Annotated in this window: 17 protein-coding genes and 1 pseudogene; 2 read left to right on the forward strand and 16 right to left on the reverse strand. The window is 37.0% G+C overall.

Annotated features, from left to right (window positions below):
- Positions 1 to 497: 497 nt before the first annotated feature.
- The 14 genes and pseudogenes from QUG14_RS09080 to QUG14_RS09145 form a co-directional block, all read right to left on the reverse strand.
- On the reverse strand, positions 498 to 2096 hold the full coding sequence (locus QUG14_RS09080) for a xylulokinase (protein ID WP_289340193.1): 1599 nt from the start codon (positions 2094 to 2096) through the stop codon (positions 498 to 500).
- 97 nt (positions 2097 to 2193) lie between these two features.
- On the reverse strand, positions 2194 to 3678 hold the full coding sequence (gene araA, locus QUG14_RS09085) for an L-arabinose isomerase (RefSeq protein ID WP_289340194.1): 1485 nt from the start codon (positions 3676 to 3678) through the stop codon (positions 2194 to 2196).
- Positions 3679 to 3794: 116 nt separating this feature from the next.
- Entirely contained in the window at positions 3795 to 4490 is a 696-nt protein-coding gene (gene araD, locus QUG14_RS09090; RefSeq protein WP_289340195.1) for an L-ribulose-5-phosphate 4-epimerase, read from the reverse strand.
- A gap of 541 nt (positions 4491 to 5031) precedes the next feature.
- Positions 5032 to 5838: a carbohydrate ABC transporter permease gene (locus QUG14_RS09095; protein ID WP_289340196.1), complete on the reverse strand. Its 807-nt coding sequence runs from the start codon at positions 5836 to 5838 to the stop codon at positions 5032 to 5034.
- 2 nt (positions 5839 to 5840) lie between these two features.
- Positions 5841 to 6791, reverse strand: a complete 951-nt coding sequence (locus QUG14_RS09100; protein WP_289340197.1) for a carbohydrate ABC transporter permease — start codon at positions 6789 to 6791, stop codon at positions 5841 to 5843.
- Positions 6792 to 6870: 79 nt separating this feature from the next.
- Positions 6871 to 8193, reverse strand: a complete 1323-nt coding sequence (locus tag QUG14_RS09105; RefSeq protein WP_289340198.1) for an ABC transporter substrate-binding protein — start codon at positions 8191 to 8193, stop codon at positions 6871 to 6873.
- Between the two features lie 77 nt (positions 8194 to 8270).
- Positions 8271 to 10016, reverse strand: a complete 1746-nt coding sequence (locus tag QUG14_RS09110; RefSeq protein WP_289340199.1) for a sensor histidine kinase — start codon at positions 10014 to 10016, stop codon at positions 8271 to 8273.
- Positions 10013 to 11569: a response regulator transcription factor gene (locus QUG14_RS09115; protein ID WP_289340200.1), complete on the reverse strand. Its 1557-nt coding sequence runs from the start codon at positions 11567 to 11569 to the stop codon at positions 10013 to 10015. Before QUG14_RS09115 ends, QUG14_RS09110 begins: the two co-directional genes overlap by 4 nt.
- Positions 11570 to 11814: 245 nt before the next feature.
- Complete coding sequence (locus QUG14_RS09120) at positions 11815 to 12096, reverse strand: alpha-L-arabinofuranosidase C-terminal domain-containing protein (protein WP_483310799.1); 282 nt, start codon at positions 12094 to 12096, stop codon at positions 11815 to 11817.
- On the reverse strand, positions 12066 to 12533 hold the full coding sequence (locus QUG14_RS09125) for a hypothetical protein (RefSeq protein ID WP_289340203.1): 468 nt from the start codon (positions 12531 to 12533) through the stop codon (positions 12066 to 12068). Before QUG14_RS09125 ends, QUG14_RS09120 begins: the two co-directional genes overlap by 31 nt.
- Positions 12514 to 12834, reverse strand: a pseudogene (locus QUG14_RS09130) (alpha-L-arabinofuranosidase C-terminal domain-containing protein); the annotation flags it as partial. The pseudogene QUG14_RS09130 and the gene QUG14_RS09125, both read right to left, overlap by 20 nt.
- 144 nt (positions 12835 to 12978) lie before the next feature.
- Entirely contained in the window at positions 12979 to 14016 is a 1038-nt protein-coding gene (locus tag QUG14_RS09135) for a carbohydrate binding domain-containing protein (RefSeq protein ID WP_289344109.1), read from the reverse strand.
- Between the two features lie 9 nt (positions 14017 to 14025).
- The gene (locus QUG14_RS09140) at positions 14026 to 14169 is read right to left on the reverse strand and encodes a hypothetical protein (RefSeq protein WP_289340204.1); all 144 of its coding nucleotides are present in this window, start codon (positions 14167 to 14169) and stop codon (positions 14026 to 14028) included.
- Between the two features lie 30 nt (positions 14170 to 14199).
- The gene (locus QUG14_RS09145) at positions 14200 to 16503 is read right to left on the reverse strand and encodes a glycoside hydrolase family 127 protein (protein WP_289340205.1); all 2304 of its coding nucleotides are present in this window, start codon (positions 16501 to 16503) and stop codon (positions 14200 to 14202) included.
- A 153-nt stretch (positions 16504 to 16656) separates the two neighbouring features.
- Between QUG14_RS09145 and QUG14_RS09150 the strand changes: the two genes are divergently transcribed.
- Positions 16657 to 17529, forward strand: coding sequence for an AraC family transcriptional regulator (locus tag QUG14_RS09150; protein WP_289340206.1), 873 nt, complete (start codon positions 16657 to 16659; stop codon positions 17527 to 17529).
- 71 nt (positions 17530 to 17600) lie between these two features.
- Here the strand turns inward: QUG14_RS09150 and QUG14_RS09155 are convergent, their stop codons facing one another.
- Together QUG14_RS09155 and QUG14_RS09160 are read right to left on the reverse strand one after the other, a co-directional pair.
- Positions 17601 to 18863: a family 43 glycosylhydrolase gene (locus QUG14_RS09155; RefSeq protein ID WP_289340207.1), complete on the reverse strand. Its 1263-nt coding sequence runs from the start codon at positions 18861 to 18863 to the stop codon at positions 17601 to 17603.
- 313 nt (positions 18864 to 19176) lie between these two features.
- Entirely contained in the window at positions 19177 to 20019 is an 843-nt protein-coding gene (locus tag QUG14_RS09160; RefSeq protein WP_289340208.1) for a helix-turn-helix transcriptional regulator, read from the reverse strand.
- A gap of 163 nt (positions 20020 to 20182) precedes the next feature.
- Here QUG14_RS09160 and QUG14_RS09165 point away from each other — a divergent pair, with 163 nt between their 5' ends.
- On the forward strand, positions 20183 to 20611 hold the full coding sequence (locus QUG14_RS09165; protein ID WP_289340209.1) for a sugar-binding domain-containing protein: 429 nt from the start codon (positions 20183 to 20185) through the stop codon (positions 20609 to 20611).
- Position 20612: the final 1 nt, after the last annotated feature.

The following is a 20612-nucleotide window of genomic DNA, read 5'->3' on the forward strand; positions in this document are numbered from 1 at the left end:
CCATGAATGAATAATAATGTTTTTTAATAATTCTTCCTACTTTCTTATGGCGGGTACTTATCAGTGATATCAAATGTAGAAGTAAAAATTTGTGAGTAGTCTTAGGGGGCAATTCTTAAGAGGAATTGAATCTTAATTTCCTGTTTAGTGCCATTATTTCATTATTAATATCACTTTTTCAGCAAAAGACCTCCCTTGATGAATTGTGAAAAAGGTTGTGTTGAGTATAGGATTATAATTGCAGAATTTTGAAGGAAAATGTAGATATTTGATAGGTCCCAATTCTTATTATAACATGTTAAATCATTATAGATTACATCTTCAATAGGAAGGTGATAGTTTATTGATTTCATAGAATTTTCCATTCTCCCAAAAACAATGAATACTCTCTAATGGCTTCCCATTGACTGTTCTGATTGACCGCTAGCCTCCATTGGTTTACAAAAAAATGCGACAGAAGAATTCCATCCCCTGTCGTTTCATAAATTTTAAATTTTTTATTTTAAATTTTCAATTGCTGCTCTTTCGATTGCAAGTCCGTTGGTGTAACGTTTCATAAATTGCTCAAATCCCTCAACATCCTTTGGATTCGGGGACACTGTTACACCATCTTTTTCTGCAAATACTTTGTGGTTTAAATACTCTTCCAACGTTTCATTATTGGCTTTGTTAATCATATAAGATGCAAGTAAGGCAATTCCCCATGCTCCGCCTTCTCCTGCGGTTTCCTTAACAGAAACAGGAACATTGAGCGCAGCGGCCATGATGCTTTGTCCAACACCTTTGGTCTTAAACAAGCCACCGTGACCTAGGATTTCATCTAGTTTCACTTCTTCTTGTTTGAGAAGAATATCCATACCTATTTTTAGCGCACCCATGGCTGTAAATAAATGGACACGCATAAAATTAGCAAGGTTGAAGATGCTATCTGCTGAACGAACAAACAATGGACGGCCTTCTTCGAAATGGGTCATATGTTCACCGGACAGATAGCCATAAGCGAGTAAGCCCCCGCAATCCGGGTCTCCCTGAAGAGCCAAATTATATAGTCTTTCATACAACCTATCCTTGTCAACTTCCATACCCATTGCTATTGAAAATTCTTCAAACAAGCCGATCCAGGCATTCAGGTCAGAAGAACAGTTGTTGGAATGAGCCATCGCTACTAGGTTACCTGTTGGTGTGGTAACAAGGTCAATCTCGGAATATACTTTAGACAGTTCCTTTTCCAGTACAACCATAGCAAATACAGAAGTTCCGGCAGAAACATTACCCGTACGCTTCGCTACGCTGTTTGTTGCGACCATACCAGTTCCAGCATCACCTTCAGGCGGACAAAGTGGTATTCCAGCCTGCAACTCACCGGTAACATCCAAAAGCTTTGCTCCTTCTTCTGTAAGTGCACCGGCCATTTCACCTGCTACCAATACCTTAGGCAAAATTTCTTCAAGTTTCCATGGTAAATCCATAGGTGCAATCAAATCGTTGAATTGATCAATCATGGTTTGATTATAATTCTTCGAATTCAAGTCAATAGGAAATACACCAGATGCTTCACCAACTCCCAGGACCTTTTGTCCTGTTAGTTTCCAATTGATATAACCAGCTAGAGTTGTCTGAAAGCTAATTTCAGTAATATGTTCTTCCTGATTTAAGATAGCTTGATACAGATGAGCAATACTCCATCTTTGAGGAATATTGTAGTTAAACAATTCCGTCAGTACTTTTGAAGCCTGTTCGGTAATATTGTTGCGCCAGGTTCGAAAAGGTACCAGTAGTTCCCCATCTTTGTTGAAACTCATATAGCCATGCATCATCCCACTAAAACCAATTGCTCCTAGTTTCTGTACGGTGACTCCATATTGCACTTTCACATCGTTTGCCATCTTTTGATAGCTGTCTTGTACACCCTTCCAAATATCCTCAACACTATAGGTCCAAATATTGTTCACAAGGCTATTCTCCCAGACATGGCTTCCGGATGCGATTGGTACATTGTCTTCTCCAATTAAAACGGCTTTTATCCTAGTTGAACCAAGTTCAATACCAAGGACTGTTTTGCCATTTTCTATGGCCTTTTTTATATCAAGACTCATGTTATCTTCCTCCCTGTTCTCAATCTCTAAAGCTAAAAAATTAGGGCTATTATCCTTAATAGCCCTAATCTTTGGTCATTTTTCCACTCTAAAAAGATTAACGGTAGATTACTTCATTCCAGCGCAATTCATTAATGAACGCATCGGTTTTCGTATCATTATTGATTACGACCATCTCAATTCCAGCTAGTTCAGCAAAGTCTCTCAACTGTTCAGTCGTTACTTTGTATGAGAAGCCAGTATGGTGCGCTCCACCTGCCTGAATCCAATTTTCAACAGCTTGACCTAAAGACGGTTGCGTTTTCCAAAGTACCCTTGCTACAGGGAGTTTAGGCAAATCGATTTCAGGCTGAATAGCATCCACTTCATTAACAAGAAGACGGAAGCGGTGTCCTAGATCAACGATGGAAGCATTTAAGGCTGAACCACCTTTGCCATTAAAGACAATTCGTGCTGGATCTTCTTTTCCGCCAATCCCAAGCGGATGTACTTCAACTTTAGGACGAGTAGCCGAAATGGTTGGACAAACCTCAAGCATATGTGAGCCAAGTACCATTTCATTACCTGGTTCAAAGTGATACGTATAATCTTCCATGAAGGATGTTCCTTCATTTCCGGCAATGATTTTCATTAATCGAACAAGAGCTGCCGTTTTCCAATCCCCTTCACCTGCAAATCCATAACCTTGTTCCATTAAACTCTGAACCGCAAGCCCAGGAAGTTGGTTAATTCCATGCAAGTCTTCAAAAGTAGTCGTAAATGCTGTGTAGCCTCCTTCAGTTAAGAAAGCCTTCATACCAAGTTCGATTCTTGCTTGATAACGGATGGCGTCTCTTACTGGACCATCTTCACGTCCCTCTGGAGTAATATCGTATTTTTCTTCATATGCAGCCATCAACTGGTCCACTTGTTGTTCCGATACCTCGTTCATGAGTTGAACAAGGTCACCCACTCCATAACCGTTAACTGTCCATCCAAACTTGATTTGTGCTTCAACCTTATCTCCCTCTGTTACTGCTACTTGACGCATATTATCACCAAATCTCGCAACCTTAAGGTTTTTGCTTTCTTCGAATGCAGCCGCTGTTCTCATCCAGTTGCCAATCCGTTCTCTCACTTCTGGGTTTTCCCAGTGGCCAACGACAACCTTGCGCTTTACTTTCAATCGTGCTGCAATGAAACCATGCTCACGGTCACCGTGTGCCGCTTGATTTAAATTCATGAAATCCATATCAATGGAATCCCAAGGGATATCACGGTTAAATTGAGTAGCTAAATGAAGATAAGGCTTTTGCAATAAAGAAAGGCCTGCAATCCACATTTTTGATGGTGAGAATGTGTGCATCCATGTAATGATCCCCGCACAATTCTCATCTGCATTTGCTTCAAGAATCAATTTACGAATGGAATCAGCATCTTTCACTACAGATTTAAAAATTAATTTATATGGTACTCGAGAATCATCATCCAAACCATTTACAATCGATTTTGAGTTAGCTTCCACTTGACGAAGAACATCTTCTCCGTATAATAATTGACTTCCTGTAACAAACCAGAATTCATAGGCTTTTGTCGTTAACAATGTAATTCCTCCTAAGTAAATAAAAGATATTTATCTATAAAATTATTATTTCGTCCTCAACAATCATTCATCCGTACAAGTTACCTTAGATTTTAGTTACAAATCTTTCTCTAAGACTACTTTTGTCCGTAATAGGCATTAGCACCATGCTTACGAAGATAATGTTTATCAAGTAGGAATTGGTCAATCGGCTTTATTTGTGGATTCAGCATATACGTGTTTAATGCCATTTTTGCCACTTCTTCTAAAACTACGGCATTATGTACCGCTTGGTCAGCATTTTTCCCCCAGCTAAATGGCGCATGACCAGATAATAAGATTCCTGGCATGGCAACAGGGTCAAGTCCTTCTTTTTCAAAGGTTTCAATGATGACATTTCCAGTCTCAAGCTCATATCCCCGTTCGATTTCCTCTTGAGTTAAAGTACGTGTGCAAGGAATTTCTCCATAAAAATAATCTGCATGTGTGGTACCAAGGGCAGGAATCACTCTGCCTGCCTGCGCCCAGCTTGTAGCCAATGGAGAGTGGGTATGTACAATTCCTCCTATTTGAGGAAATGCACGATATAAGGCAAGGTGTGTTGGCGTATCCGAAGAAGGTCTGAAGGTTCCTTCTACAATGTTTCCATCCAAATCTACTACAACCAGATTATCTATACGTAACTCATCGTAAGGTACGCCACTTGGTTTAATAACGACGAGACCTGTTTGACGGTCGATACCGCTTACATTCCCCCATGTAAAAGTGACCAGGCCATGTTTTGGCAGATCTAGATTCGCTTCCAAAACTTCCTTTTTTAAACGTTCTAACATCATTTTCCTCCTTCTTCTCCAAGGAATCCTTTTGTTATGTTTCATATCAAATCATCCGTAGAACTTATTAACCTCACTAACTTGTACGTATAACTTTAATTTAGATTTTACCATCTAATCAAATTTTTTCAATGCATTTTTTTATTAATTTAAAAGATTACTATATATTTTCATAATCAGTAAGAAACCCTTATTTTGATTGATTGGTCTTTAGTTTACTACCTCTCCGTTTCATCCATATTTCTCAACGAAAGAAGGGATATTAAAAATTAATATAGTCATATTGTAAATATTGTTAGGATGGGATTACAAAAAAAGTTGTCCGCATAAGTTATAAACATAGCTTATAGTTTGAAAGTGGTGGCATATAGTGTCTTTAAATACCAAAATACAATATGGTTGAGGAAAAATAACAGTATGGATTACTAGTGGATAAGTGCAACCAGGTTTATGTCCACAAAAGCTGTAAAAAGAAAATGCCTGGCACTTGTCTATACCGGCAAGTAACAGGCACTTTCGTCTTTTTGAATATTTCTTCAGATTACCCTTTTACCGCACCAGAGGTTAATCCTCTGATAAAGTTTTTCGAACTAAAAATAAACAAAATGATGAGTGGAATAATTGCAATTAATAGTCCCATCATTCGGGCACCATAGTCTGTTCGATAATAACTTCCTAACGATTGAATACTTAAAGGAATCGTAAATAATGCTTCATTATTAATCAGAACCAGTGGTAATAAATAGTTGTTCCAGGACCATAGGAAAATTACCAACGAGAGAGTGACAATGGCTGGTTTTACCATGGGCATGACAATTTGTAAAAAGATCCTGAACTCCCCGCATCCATCTATCCTTGCACTTTCTATCAATTCCTTTGGAACCCCTGATTTAATATATTGAACCATCCAAAACACACCAAAGGGATTAGCAATCCAAACCAAAATTAATGGAATGAGTGTGTTATTTAACTGCAAGAATCTCATTTCCATCATATAGCCAATTAATCCGATTTGAGAGGGAACCATCATCGTTCCAATGACAAATGCGAAGATAAATTTTTTTAACTTAAAGTCGTACTTGGCAAGCGCATAACCAGTCATCGTACAAATAAATACGCACAAAACAGTGGATACAACTGAAACATAGACACTATTCAAAAAACTTGTAAAGAAGTTACTTTGTAACACCGTTTGCAGATTGGTAAGAAAATAGTTCCCTGGTAAAAAGATTTTCCCTTTATAGATATCCTCTGTTACCTGCGTACTCATCATAATAAGTACATAGAAAGGGATAATACTTAGAAGAGAAACGGTTAATAACCCGACATTTGTTACGTATTTCTTCATTTTTACACCCTCTCTTTATTCATAAACTTATAGGCAACTAGAGTAAAAATGATAATGATCAAGAATAAGGAAAAGGACACTGCCGAACCATAACCGAAACGTGAGGTAGAGAAGGTCACATCATAAAAATGCCAAATAGCCGTTAAGACGGAGCGTTCTGGTCCTCCCACCGCTGTATCAGAAAAGAGCAACTTTGGCTCATCAAACATTTGTAGACCACCGATGATATCTGTTAACACCAAAAACATCGTTATCGGCGCTAATAGTGGGACGGTAATCTTAAAAAAAGTATTTACGGGAGAAGATCCATCCACCTTTGCCGCTTCATATAAATCTTGTGGAATGGTACTCAATCCAGTTAAGTAAATCGCCATGTGATAACCTGTGTATTTCCAGATAATCATAATCGCTACCACGATTCTTGCATAAAGGGGTTCTCCTAACCAATTAATTCCTTGTTCTAACACTCCTGCACTCACTAACACCTTGTTGACTGTACCTGAGGACCAATCAAACAAAAAGGCAAAAATCAAACCGATGGCAACAGGTGTAGTAATATAAGGAATAAAATTCACCGTTTGAAAAAACGATCGTCCTTTCGTAATATTGAACAAGAATACAGCTAGTAAAAGTCCGAATATAATAACAAATGGCGTCGACATTAACATAATTAACACGGTGTTTCCTAATGACTTCCAAAATGAAGGATCCTGTGTGAAGACTAGTTTATAGTTTTGCAAGCCTACGAAGGTAGCTGCACTAAATCCATCCCAGTTGGTAAAGCTAATGATAAACGAATAAAGGAGCGGGAAAATATTAAAAGCTAAATAACAAATAATAAAAGGAGCGACAAACAAATAAGGCCAAACTTTTAAACTCAAACTATACTTTTTTGCTACCGAAGCCTTCGCAGCAACTTTATTCTTCCTTTGTATTATGGTTTCATTCTCCATCTATAATCCTCCTGTAAATAAGAATAAAAGGATCTAGGAATGGGTTGCTACGATTCACTAGATCCTTATTTATTTTTGACTACTCTACTTTATTTTCAGGAAGTTTGGCTTTCACTTCAGTTATTAATTTTTCTAAGGCTTCTTCTGCATCGACACTGCGATCCGAATTTAACAAGTTAAGAACTAGATTCGTTGAATCCTTTACCACCGCATCGTAGGCTGAAAGTACAGGAACATCAATCTCAGGTACAATTTCTTCAATCCAAAACTTTCCTACGTCTTGACCCGCAAAGAATGGATCCTCGGAAGATACGAATTGCGGATCTTCATATACTTCTTTTAACGGTACATAGAAATTAACTAGTTTACTTGCTTCAGCACCCTCTTGTGTTAATAAAAGCCAATTAATAAATTTCCAAGCTAATTCCTTATTTTCACTGGTTTTCGAGATTCCAAAAACCGTTCCACCCCATGAGTACATCTCACCAGGCGGCTTCATTAGACCCCATCTGCCCTCACCCTCTTTATCGTTAGGCTTTATGACAAATTGAGGTGCCCAGTTGGCAGCTGGAAAGAAGATATGCTTTCCGTCGGCAAAGCTCGCATTCCATTGAGGAGACCAAAGCTCTAATTTGTCAACGATGCCTGCATCTCTTACTTTTGTTACATTTTCAATAACTTCTTTCATCTTGCCTGTTACATCAACCACTTCTCCATCCATCAGTGGCTGTTGACTTTGTGCCGTAAAAATCTCATTCAGTTCACCTAAGCTAGAAAACATATACACTTGTCCATTACTCTTCTCCTGAATTTCCTTCCCTTTTTCAATCATCGCATCAAGAGTTGGGAATAACGCTTCCAATTCTTTTGGGTCATCAGTTCCAAAATATTCCTTGGCTAGATCTCTTCGATAAGCTATAGCACCAGGTGTCAAGGATTGTTCAACTGCAATGGTTTCACCCTTTGAATTACTAGTAAGTGGTTCTAAATAATCAAACACGGTACTTTTGTCAAAATTATATGGTTCCTTCTCAAGGTTTTCCCAAATATCGAATTCAAAGATCTTTCCTCGGAAGTTTCTTTCACCCCAAAGGATATCCGGTAACTCCCCCCCAGAAGCCATCGTTGTTTGAACTTTTTGCAGATAATCTTCCGCTCCTACACTCGTTAGTTCAATTTTAATGTCTGGATATACTTTGTTGAACTCTTTACTAACAACCTCAATATAATTTGCATCCCAGCCCCACATCGTAATGGTACCCTTATCCCTACTTTTCTTCCCATCACTTTTACTGGATGCGTTACTGTCTACATTGTTGGAGCCCAAGCACGCAGTTAATATAGACATTACTAGCATGATAGAAAATAATGAAGCCAATCTTTTCTTGAACCTGTTATTCACTTTTTTATCCCCCCATATTCTTTCTACGTCCTTAATTTATCACGATGGTTACGCTTTCTAAACACCACAAAACGGTTTTATTGTATAAAATCCGGAGTACTTTTTGGAATATGGATGATTATTTTTGTTCCTTTATTTAGTTCACTATCAATAGTCATGGCTGCCTGTTCTCCGTAAGTATGTAATATTCGATCTCTTACATTTGCTAACCCTATCGACCTCATACCTGTGGAGTCAAATAAGTCTTGTCCCCACTTTAGACCTTCTAATCGATCGTTGGGGATGCCCATTCCATCGTCCTCTACTTCAATCGTTACAAACTGGTTACCCAAAGAAATCCTCACTACGATTGTTCCGTATTCATCCGTAGGAATCACACCATGTATAATGGCGTTTTCAACAAGCGGTTGTATGATCGTTCTTGGAACGATTTCATTTAAAACTCGATGATCCACCTGCCATTCTAAAAGAAATCGATTGGGATACCTATAATTTTGTATAACGATATAGTTTCTAACCTGTTCCACCTCTTCTTTAATCGTAGCAAAATATCCGTCTTCCCCGGTTCTAATCGTGTCTTGTAATAAACTGATAAATGAACCCACTATTTTAACAATATCTTTATTTCCTTCCCTTTGCCCCATATAGATAACGGTATTTAAGGTATTATAAATAAAGTGAGGGTTAATTTGTGATAGGAGTAAATCCATTTGCAATTTTTGTTTGATTTGTTCGTCTACTATCGATTTATCAATATACTTCCGTAATTCACTAACCATCCGATTAAAGCCTTCCCCTAACATCTGAAATTCATCTTTACTTTTTATTGATACTGCAGTTTGAAGATCGCCTTGTGATACTCTCTTCATCGCTTTGGTGAGAGAAGATATGGGTTTGGAAAGATTTACGATAATCGGTGTGACAATCAGCATGATTAAGACGATACTTAATAAAGTGACACCGCTGATAAAATAAAAAATAAAGTCAACTTTTTGTAAAAGTGTTTCTTTCGATCTGACCGAAACCACCTTCCACTGGTCCTTCATTTCTTGATTGATTGAAATAATTTGTTTATCGCTTTCTACAATATAATTGGTTTTATTTTTGTTCTTTTCAATGATAGAACGAACGAAGGCAGGCTGATTTTCTATCGATAATAGGACGGAATTATCGGAACTTAAAAGATAAAAGTCCTCATAATCCTTTCTCGTATCTTCCATAATGCTTGATAAGTGACTCAAGTTAAAATTAATAATTAAATAGTTTAGCTTACTATCCGGATTCAACAGTCGATTATATCTAATAATATAACTAACCACTTTTGTATTTCTTTGGTTATTTTTGATTTGATGTACATCGGAGAAACCTCCATACCTATCTCTGTTTAAAAAATCAGTAAACCATTCCTCTTTTAAAATCGTTTTATGATATTGTTGATTAATTAAACTGCTTGTTATAACTGTTTCATCGTTACTGACAAGTATGACACTATCAATGTAATTTTTTAGTAATAAATAGCTATTTAGCTTTCTTGTTAACCAATTTTGATTGGTGAGCCTTTCATAATGATCATTGGTTGAATACATCTTTTGAATTTTTAACTGTATGTCTTCATCAACTAGGATGTATTGGGCAAATTGTTCAAGATCATTCTGAATAAACTGCAGTTGAACTGCTTTTTGCTTCAGTTTCGCTGCTTCATCTTTTTTAACTTGTTCAATTAATAGGTTACTAACATAAGAATATGTAGTTGTTCCACTTAGCAGGAGGGAGATTGATACAATAAGAGCCACACTAAGAATGATTTTCTTTTTTATCGTCATTTTAGTTGATCCTTATATTCAAGTGGTGTAGTTCCCGTCCACTTCTTAAACACCAGACTAAAGTATTGACTAGTTTTATATCCTACCATTTCTGCTACTTCATATATTTTATATTCTTCTCCATCCAGTAATTCCTTTGCTTTTTCTATTCGAAACCAAGTCAAATAATCTAATACCGTTCGACCAGTTTCTTTTTTAAATACATGACGAAGATGGTCTCCGCTAATCGATAGGGAGTCACCGATTACTTCTATACTTAAATCTTTCTGATAGTGTTCATGAATATAATCCATAACGAGATGTATTTTTTTAGAAAAACCAGATGGTCTTAGAATTGTTGATAAACCTTTGTATTCCTCAATCAACCACTGTGATATTTCTTCTAACTTATAGAAAAGAGGAAATGTTGCCTTATCCTGATCTCCCAATTCAAAATATGTAGGGATTCGATTTTTTTCTCTTAGCTGGTCAAGTATATAAGTGAACTCCTTACATACGACTTGCAAGACAGACGGATGGAACTTTTTCCTTAACCTTTGGAAGACAATCTTTACTGCTTGGATAAAATCTTCTCCTTCTGCCGAAGTTACCTGTTTTCGAATGAACTGTATGGTTCCTTTCCATTCCGCTTGAATATCGTAATCAGGTAGGGTTATATCCTGATAACGTATAATGGTCTGCTTTCCATATAAAATAAGAAAGAGTGATTTTTTTTCTGTCTCTCTATAAAGTGCAGGTAAGTCCTTCATTTTTCTAAAGATGGGAGAAATAATAATAGATAAAGATAATCCTTTATTTTTCCCTTGATTTTTAATGTTCACCGCTTGATTATAAATTGGTGAAAATACTTCCCTTTCCGCAAGCTTATGTTTTAGTTTGCATAGTATCAGTAATTTCCCACCTTCTAATGTAACCGACTCTATATACTCGATCTCTTCTGAATGAAAAATCCCCTTCCATTCAAGTTCGGGTACATACATATTCACTATCGATGAATATTGGTCAAAAATGGAGAAAGCAGTATCCATTTTTACAAAAAAGAAAAAAAAGTTACTATTGATATCTGAAATACTCTTCTGTAAATTCTTCATAGCTATTTCTTTTTGCGTACCGTATACGAGCAAATCTAATAGGCATTGCCTTTTAATCGAAAGAACCTTTTCCTCTTGTTCTTGTAGCTCCGTCTTTATACCCTCGAGAGTTTTGATTAATTTGGTCTCTTGTAATTCATGTTTTAATAAATAATGAGAAATTCCAAGATTCATAGCTTTTTTTGCATAGTCAAACTCTCGATGCGAGGTTAGCAGAATAATTTTGGTATTTGGATTGAATTCTAGTATTTTTTGACTTAGTTGAAGCCCATCCATCCTAGGCATTTGTATATCCATAAAAATGATGTGAGGTCGATTCGTCTTTAAAACCTCGATGGCCTTCTTTGCTGAAAGCGCTTCTCCAACGATGGTGAATCCATGCTCTTCCCAGTTAATCATATGTTTTAAATGTTCAATCGCAAGGATTTCATCATCTACAATCATTACGTTTAATCGTTTCATCTCTCTCACCCCAATTGAATTTAACAACCTACCTTAAGAGTACTTTCAAATAGCCTATCAAACAATGAACGAAATTCTGATTATGATAAACAATATTCTGATATCCTAATACAATAAAACCATCAAAATATGCGCCCAAATAAATGTTGATGGAGGTAATTCTTATGATACCTCAAATTAAAAAACCATGACCCTTGGTTTAAAATTCAAGGTATCATGGTTTATTAGTTGTTAAATATTATTATCTAATTAAATCTCATTATCGTTATAGATTGCTTCGGAAACTTATGATTAATTGTATTACCTTTAACCTTAATTTCATACTGTTTCGGTGCTACCTTCTCGGGAGTTTCAAAGCTATTCTCTTCTTCTAATTCATAGCCCGACATTTCATAGATTGATCCAGTAAGATTTTCTTTTTCTATTTCGTCTAATACGATTTGAGCAGTGACTGGTGATTCTTGAACATTTACCACTTTAACAATAATATCTCCTGTTAACTCTTCGACACTTGCAGAATAGTACAGAGGTTCAACACTAGAAGCTTATCTTCTGTTTCATTGATTAGTTCACCATCAATAAATGTTCGAATATGTCTACCCTTCACTTCTAATTGAAGCAGATATTCTCTTTTTGTTTCGACAGCAAATAAACTCTGAGTTAAGCATGAGTTTCTGCCATTTACTATTGAACCTACAATCGCATCCTGATTTTGCCAGCCACCGATTTCCCATAACAATCCATTCTTATTGTCGCCTTGCCTAAAAAAGAGTTTAAATCCTCTAACACCATCAATTTTCTTAGCCCTAAAAGAAAGCAGATAATTCTGCCATTGAATGTTATCAAGTACTAATTCACTGCCATGTTGCAAAACGATAGGATCATAGCTCTTTTCTTCTCCAGTATCGATATTACTTAATTTGATATCATCATACTCTGCAGTGCTATGCTCTCCAGAAAACACTATAAAACACTATATTACCAGATATAGGCTTGGAAAAAGACTCTTCAATCGGCTGTAATCCATTTGTCTCTACCTTTAATATATAGTCTCCTTGATGGTGCATAAAGAGCTTTTGTACATAATAATTAGGAGTTCCATAGACATAATGATTGTTAAACCAAATAAGGTCTGGCTTCCAATTCACATAATCGACATTACAAAGCATTGGTGCATAACATGCTAGTCCTACTGCATGTGCATTTTTTTCAAGACCTGTCATAAAAGCTGCTTGAACTAATGCATTGTAGTAAGTATTCCCCCAGGAAGCATACTCACCTAAAAATACTTTAGGATCTTCACTTTTAAAGTCATCATAGCGATGATAATTAGCTAAAAACCACTCTGGAGATTGATAATAATGCTCATCGACGAAATCAGATTTATTTTCTCTAGCAGACTTCCAGCCTCAATCATATTCACTTCCAGCAGCAAATGGTCCACTTGAATTAATTAATTTGATCTCCGGATACTTCTCCTTAATGGCCTTATGAAAATATTCATATCGCTCGAAAAAAGCTTCCCCTACTTCTTCGTTTCCGATCCCTAGATACTCCAGGCCAAATGGCTCTGGATGTCCGAGTTCAGTACGCTTCCTCCCCCAAACAGTAGATGAATTCCCATTTGCAAATTCAATTAAATCAAGTGCATCATCAATCCAAGGCTGCAATTCTTCAATTGGAACAATCCGATGGTGATGAGGGTCGTAGCCTGCCGGCAATACAGGAATAGGCTTTGCACCTATGTCCTCACAAAATAAGAAATATTCATAGTACCCTAGCCCTAATGTTTGATTGTATCCCCAGTTGTTTCTACGTGCTGGTCGTTTTTCCACATCACCAATCGTATTTTTCCAGCGATACATGGAGTTCCTATCATCAGGATTGAGGCTGCCATCATGCACAAGGCATCCACCCGGAAAACGCATAAATTTTGGCTTCATATCAGCTAGTAGTTGTGCAATGTCCTCTCGCATACCGTTCTGACGATTATTAAACGTGCGTTCAGGAAAAAGTGAGATCATGTCAAAATACAAGTTACCATGTTCTATTGTTGTCAATACCAGTCGACCACTATAATCGGTCTCGTTAGCTGTTAACTTTACTTCATATTTTTTCCATTCTGATGAATTTACGGTGATCTCACCCTGTGCATAAACTCTACCTTCAAGGCTTTCTAATGCAATAGCAACTAGTTTAGTAGAATTGGATGCAGATCTAGCAAAACAAGAAAGTTTATAGTTTTCCCCTTTTCTGACAGGAATACCGGTATTAAATCCAACATTCATAATTCCTGCACCCGTTCCAGGTTCTTCTACTGAAAGGGTCAGGTAGTTCCTATTGTTTTCATTGAGAGGATTTTCATTTTCAACTAATACCTCTACTTTCGCTTCACCACGCTCTACTTTTTCCCATGCTGTTAATGCATGATACTCTCTATGGTCAATAGGATTAAATTAAAACGAACGATTTTGGACTAACTCAGTATAAAGTCCCCCATCAGCTGCATGGTTTAAGTCTTCAAAAAAAATGCCGAATAAGTCCCCTAATTCTTCTCCTCTATCTTTAGTAAGTACCTCTATTATTTTTGTGTCAGACATATTTTCACCTATCTTCTCACATTATGATTATTAGTTGTAAATACCATTAAGAGTTCTTAACCCGTAAACTCCACCTGCAATTTTTCCTTTGGTTGAAACGAATTTAACTTCAACTTTTTCTTTTCCTCTTGTTAATTCATCTGGAATTTCGTAAATCACATTAAATAACTCTTCTGAAATCTTTCCTTCAAGCTTTTGCTCCCCAATTTCCGTATCACTTACTAGTATTTGAAAGTATCTAACATACGTTTTTCCATCATGATATAAAATACCGTCGCCACTAAAATAGGTAACACAAAGATACATACGTTTTGTTGGATCCACAGCCATTTCATAGCTAAAATATCCATCGTCTCGACTATCTCTCCATGCTCGATGAACTACATTCAAGTATCCTGAATATGAATTTTTAGCCTTCATTGAATGTTCAACCTCTGATTGCTGTTCGTGTGGCTGAACTTGATCAACTGTCAGTAATTGTAACTTTTCCAGTTCACTTTGTTCTCTATTTAAAAATTCCTTATATGTTTCTTCATTCATTAAATCCCAGTATAAGGTGTATCGTTGGTGATGTAAGGCGTAAAAAGGAATTAGGGTCACTTTTGCATTTCCTGGTTGTCCAATCTTATCGGTTTCAAATGTTAACGGTGAACCTTCTACAGGTTTTATCCATTTGTTTAACTTCGTTTCATTCGTAACTAAGGTGGGAACATCAATTAATGGGTAATTATTTAAGTATAAATGATCGTCTAAAATATCTGTTTCAGGAAAATTTTCTCTTCCCAATGCTCCGGCTAATGCAATAGGTCCATAGGTAAATGAAACTTTACCTGAATCGCTCTTTGAGACATAAGAGTGAAGTTCCATAGGGAGGCTAATTTCAATCACATCACCTGAATTCCAATTTCCTGTTATCGTTAAATATCCGTTTTCACTTGAAGAATAAGTATACTGGTCATTAACCTTTGCACTCAACTCCCCTGAAATCCAATTTGGAACTCTAATATGGATCGCTAAAAATTCATTATTAGCCTCTTCGAAGATAAGTTTTGAAGACGGGTTTTCCGGAAACTTTGTTTCTTGTTTTAACTTGATTTTTTCAAGCACCATTTCAGAACGAATAAATAAATTCACATAAAGTTCTTCATTTTCATGATGGTATATTTGTCTTGTATATCGTGCTGGATTTTCCATTCCGGTACCCGTACAGCACCAGAACGAATCATCATGTGAGCAGTATACTTTAAAATGTCCAGGCTGCGTTGAAACAAAATATGTTTTCATTCCAGTATCAGGATCTTGTGAAGCTAGGATGTGGTTATACAACGCTCTTTCGTAGTAATCCATGTATTCTGCCTTATGTGTCCATTTAAATAAGTGCTCTGTTAGCTTCAGCATATTATAGGTGTTACACGTTTCATTCGTTTGAATACCAAGTTCTTCCGTATTTTCAAGACCAAAATGTTCATTTTTTGAATTTCCGCCTATGACGTATGAACGATTTTTAGTGACGATATCCCAGAAGTAAATGGCACAATCACGGTAATAAGTTTCCCCTGTAATTTCATAGAGTTTAGCGGCACCAACTACTTTAGGAATCTGAGTATTGGCGTGTTTTCCTTCAAGTTCATCGATTCCTTTTGAAATGGGATCAAGGATTGCTTTATGACAGAATTTAATCGCAAGTTCAAGATAGTCAGTGTTACCGGTTAGTACATAAAGATCAGCCATTACTTCGTTCATTCCGCCATGTTCACAGATTAGCATACGTTGAAACTCTTGTTCTGAAAGATTATCCGTTCCTCTCTTCGCCCAGTCTGCTAGTTTAATAACAACTTGAAGTGCTTTTTCATTGCCAGTTAGCTTATACGTATCGATTAGTCCAGCAAAAATTTTATGAATGCTATACCACGGTACCCATGAATCTCCGAGACTAAAATTAGAAACTTGAAAATCTCCTCCGGCAAAAACCTTGTCAAAGCAATCTCGTGGAAATCCACTTACATACCCCTCTGTATCAAATGATTGTACATGTTCGAGTTCATCAATTGCGTAATCAAGCTTTTCCTTTAATTTCTTATCATTCGTTACCGCATACATAGCTGAAGTAGCTGACAACCAATGACCGATTGAATGACCACTGATTCCTCTTTTTTCCCACCCGCCATAATGTGGTTTTTTTGGTGTTTTTGAAATAGCATGGTAACAAGTTGCTGCTAATCTATCAACATCCAAAGTCAATAAAAATCCTTTTCCTACGTCCTGTGATTCCTTAAAAATACCATCTAATAATGTAACATTCTGTTTTCGATACTTAACTTTAATATCTTTCATCAAATTCACCTTCTTATCTCTTTAATATCGTTATTAACCATTATGAATTTTCCTTTATCCAAATAGAATTCACAATATAATAAAATACATATCCTTTTTTTAGATTTTTTGTGGTAAGGTCGGTGTAGATATAATTTTTGAGGGTGATTTAGTATGCACACCATTCATTTGAACTCATATAGTCTCCCGTTAGTGAGAGAATTAGGTTTCATGCATGATGAAAAAGGAATATTTCGTCATCCTGATCGAAAAATGAAAAATATACATGTCTTTGTTTTTGTCATAAAAGGGAGTATTCATGTCATTGAAGATGGGACGGAGTACAGGGTAACGAAAGGGGAATATCTTTTTTTAAGAAAAAATGTTTCCCATTGGGGAGGTGATTTCTATGAACCAGGAACAAACTGGTTTTATGTTCACTTTTATGATTCTCCTGGGAATGATAGGAACGCAGCGGACACAGAATTCAAGTATTTTCCAAATTCTTCATTAATTTACGAGGATACATATGAAACAAAACTAATTTTGCCGAAATATGGCAAAGTATTAAGCTCAGATTTTTTTTTGACAAAGCTAAAAACTTTGGTAACTCTATATGAGACCCAACACCCATTACGACCTATTCAGTTATCTTTATCAATTTATCAACTATTCACAGATATTTACTCAGATTATATAGAAGAACAGACCAACACAAAGAAGCATGTTGTGGTAAATCAAATGATTAAGATACTAAAAAACGCCCATGAGGAGAAATTAACAGGTGAGGAAATCGCAGATATGCTTGGCATGAACTATGCTTATCTATGTACGCTTTTTAAAAAGCATACTGGAAAAAGTGTAAAAAGGTACCAAAACGAACTAATAATTGAAAAAGCGGTTGAAATGATTAAAACAAATGCTGGAAATGTTTCAGAAATTAGTTATGCTCTCGGTTTTTCGAATCCCTTTTACTTTAGTAGAGTCTTTAAAAAAATCACTGGTGTATCACCGACAACATTTATAAATGAAAATTATAAGTATTAAACAGTGGAGGTCTGAATCCTCTTCGGGACGTCAAAATGCCTTGATTTTTCAATCAAGGCTTTTTATCTTTGTTATAAAACTATAACTCTTTGTAACGTGACATAAAAATCATCACTTCCAAATTTAGTCCCATCCTTTTTAAACCAGACACCATTCGTACCTGTTACCATAATTTTGAGCATATAATTTCCTGCTGGAAACGTTGGTGAAACATATCTAATATTGGAATCGGATACTAAGCTATAAAAATCAACAACTGCAGTATGGATAACTTCACCTGATTCATCATAAATCAAGAAGTCAGCATATCCACTATGGCAATCACTAGTTCCGAACACGATAACTTGTGAGCCATTAAATTGATAGCTCACCGATTCACCACTCAGATTCGATTGGAACTCTAGCGATTCTTCCAAACCTCCTATGGATACGTTAGAAATAGATCTACTATCCCAAACTGGCCAAAATTCCGGTATTAAGCATTTTTCTCCAACAACTGTAATTGGTAACCATACTTGAGTGGCACTTGATGCTTGCCGTGGAAAGGACCATCGATCTCCCATATAGATTGGAACGTTTTTTCCGTTAGCTTCAAATGTAAAGACAAATGAGCACTGAGAATTATAGGTTAAGCTCCCTTCTGGACAAAATAATCCTTGATTTTTCCATGGCCCATGTATGTCTTTTGCAACCAAATAATAGTTATCATTTCTTTCCCAACTTGTTTTATTTGAAAACATAATAAAGTAGTTTTCTTCATGGCGAAACATTGCTGGTGACTCACCACCAGGAGCGATTTTTTCAGCTACTTTCTCAACTGCGGTTAAATAATCATCACTTAACCGATAAATGTCCCCTTCGTGAAGTAATAGATATGCTGTGCCATCCTCATCAACAAAAGTTCCCATGTCCCATCTTCTAACTGGTTCACCATTAAATAGCAGCGGTCCTTGAAATTCAAATGTACCATCAATACTGTCACAGGTGGCCACACCTATACAAGGATCCATGTATTTTAAGTCATCTGTATGCATAAGCATCACAAACATGCCTGTTTTGTGGTTTTTCAACATTTTGGGTCTTTCACCTATTCTATTAGGGCCCAAGAGTCCCTCATTTTGCGGCTGCAATGCCAGTCCCTCAAAATACCAATCTGCAAGATTATCAGATGAATAGCATGAGAACCCTATGTATTTATTAACATCATCTGTTTTATATTCTCCAAAAAGGTAATACTTCTCATCTTCTTTTAGCAAACAAGCACCGTGTGCATTTACCGTATCCCCATTTTGATCAAACCACGAAACTCCGTTGTATATATAAGGTTTCCCCATAATAATTACCTCCATCATCTTACTAGTTTCATAAAGTATCAAAAAACAAAATAGTGCATCCAATGTCAATTAAATAAATAGATTCATTGCCACTTTGGAGAGACAACAATGCGGTAGTAATTTTTGGGTTTTAAAACTCGAATATTATTTGTCCACGTTCTTGACAGAAGACCAATTTCGGACACTCATAACCTTCATGAGTGACCACTTTTCTATTTTCAACAAGATTTCGGGCACTCATGGCCTTCATGAGTGACCACTTTTCCATTTCTAACAAGATTTCGGGCTCTCTTAGCCTTCATGAGTAATCAAGCTATACACCGCTCCTCTGCCTGCTTCGGTAAGCACTAGGTGAAATACCATTCATCTGTTTGAACATCTTGCTGAAGTGATATTCTTCGTAATACCCGCATAGTCTGGCGATTTCCTTGATGGGGTAATCCGTATAGATTAGATAACCACACGCCTGCTGGTTACGTAAGTGTATAAGATATTCTTTCGGCCCCATACCCGTATACTTGAGGAACAGCTTTCGAAGGTACGAAGCAGAAATGCTGTATTCCTCGGCCAACTGTTCGATTCGAAGGTTATCCTTGTATCCGTTCTCCAAATGTTTCTTGATTTGCTCGAAGGCAGCGAAGGCACCGGATTCAGTTATGCTCCAGTCCGGGTGTTCGATTTGATGAAGTTTGTGCAGCAGTATTTGTAATTTTGCTTGGGAAACCATTGCTCCACCGGCAATTCCTGGGAACCAGTCCAGATTTATCTCCCTAAACAAGACACCCAATTCCTCCGCCTGCGGGATACCGTATCGACTTAGGAAGGGAAGCCTTAGTTTCTCAATTGGCGTAACATTCTTCCATACTGCATCGTAGTCGAGTTCTGTACAATCGAAGAGCACCATGGTCATGTGGAGCGGAGCATACGGCTCTGAACGCATTGACATTTCAAGACCGGGCCTTAGGTAAGTCAGCATCCCAGCCTGCACCTTGTGTTCGGTATTCGTCAAGAAAGTCCCCTCTCCCTCATGAATCCAGTACAAACTATGTACATTCACTAGATTACGAATATCTTCCCAGCCAGGAAATGTTACTTTATCGAGAACAAAATGAATATGCGGCACGAGGTTATTCAAATTATATGTAAGTGCTTCCAAACTTTTTTCTCTCCTTCAGCCAATCGACCTAATAAGGGCTCGATTTTTACAAGCAGTCCTAGTTTTTTTCCATTCAGAACCAGATGATAACATGCTATTATCCATATTATCAGACTATTAAAAAGATGACTATGAAGAACATTTCACTAGGGGGTAGAGACGCTTGTTAAGAACGTTTCGAGAGCATCACATTCGCACAACAGAATTATTGAACGGGCCATGGGAATTTATAAAAGATTCAGGGAATGTGGGTCTTCAGGAAAAATGGTTTGAGCGTTTTCCACATGCTTCACAATCCATGTACGTTCCATCCTGTTGGAATAACGAACTGAACCTGTACGACTATGAAGGTGTCGGTTGGTACAGGAAAACCATTCATACACAGGAAACGCAAAATATCAGACTAGTATTTCACGCAGTATTAGGTCATGCCAATGTCTATTTGGACGGACAGCATCTCGGGTATCACTATGGCGGCTACACACCTTTTGAATTCGTCATTCCTTCCTTATCTGCAGGAGACCATGAGCTGGTTGTTCGGACAGACAGTACTCTGGATCGCCTTACGATTCCGACAGAGCACGTAGACTAGT

This window comes from Neobacillus sp. CF12 (assembly GCF_030348765.1).
In the GTDB taxonomy this organism is placed as follows: Bacteria; Bacillota; Bacilli; order Bacillales; family Cytobacillaceae; genus Neobacillus.

Excerpts from the sequence above, each read along its gene's own strand:
- QUG14_RS09155 (WP_289340207.1), bottom strand. The coding sequence starts at position 18,863 with ATGGGGAAACCTTATATATACAACGGAGTTTCGTGGTTTGATCAAAAT.
- QUG14_RS09150 (WP_289340206.1), top strand. The coding sequence starts at position 16,657 with ATGCACACCATTCATTTGAACTCATATAGTCTCCCGTTAGTGAGAGAA.
- QUG14_RS09145 (WP_289340205.1), bottom strand. The coding sequence starts at position 16,503 with ATGAAAGATATTAAAGTTAAGTATCGAAAACAGAATGTTACATTATTA.
- QUG14_RS09095 (WP_289340196.1), bottom strand. The coding sequence starts at position 5,838 with ATGAAGAAATACGTAACAAATGTCGGGTTATTAACCGTTTCTCTTCTA.
- QUG14_RS09115 (WP_289340200.1), bottom strand. The coding sequence starts at position 11,569 with ATGAAACGATTAAACGTAATGATTGTAGATGATGAAATCCTTGCGATT.
- QUG14_RS09080 (WP_289340193.1), bottom strand. The coding sequence starts at position 2,096 with ATGAGTCTTGATATAAAAAAGGCCATAGAAAATGGCAAAACAGTCCTT.
- QUG14_RS09100 (WP_289340197.1), bottom strand. The coding sequence starts at position 6,791 with ATGGAGAATGAAACCATAATACAAAGGAAGAATAAAGTTGCTGCGAAG.
- QUG14_RS09140 (WP_289340204.1), bottom strand. The coding sequence starts at position 14,169 with ATGTCTGACACAAAAATAATAGAGGTACTTACTAAAGATAGAGGAGAA.
- araD (WP_289340195.1), bottom strand. The coding sequence starts at position 4,490 with ATGTTAGAACGTTTAAAAAAGGAAGTTTTGGAAGCGAATCTAGATCTG.
- QUG14_RS09110 (WP_289340199.1), bottom strand. The coding sequence starts at position 10,016 with ATGACGATAAAAAAGAAAATCATTCTTAGTGTGGCTCTTATTGTATCA.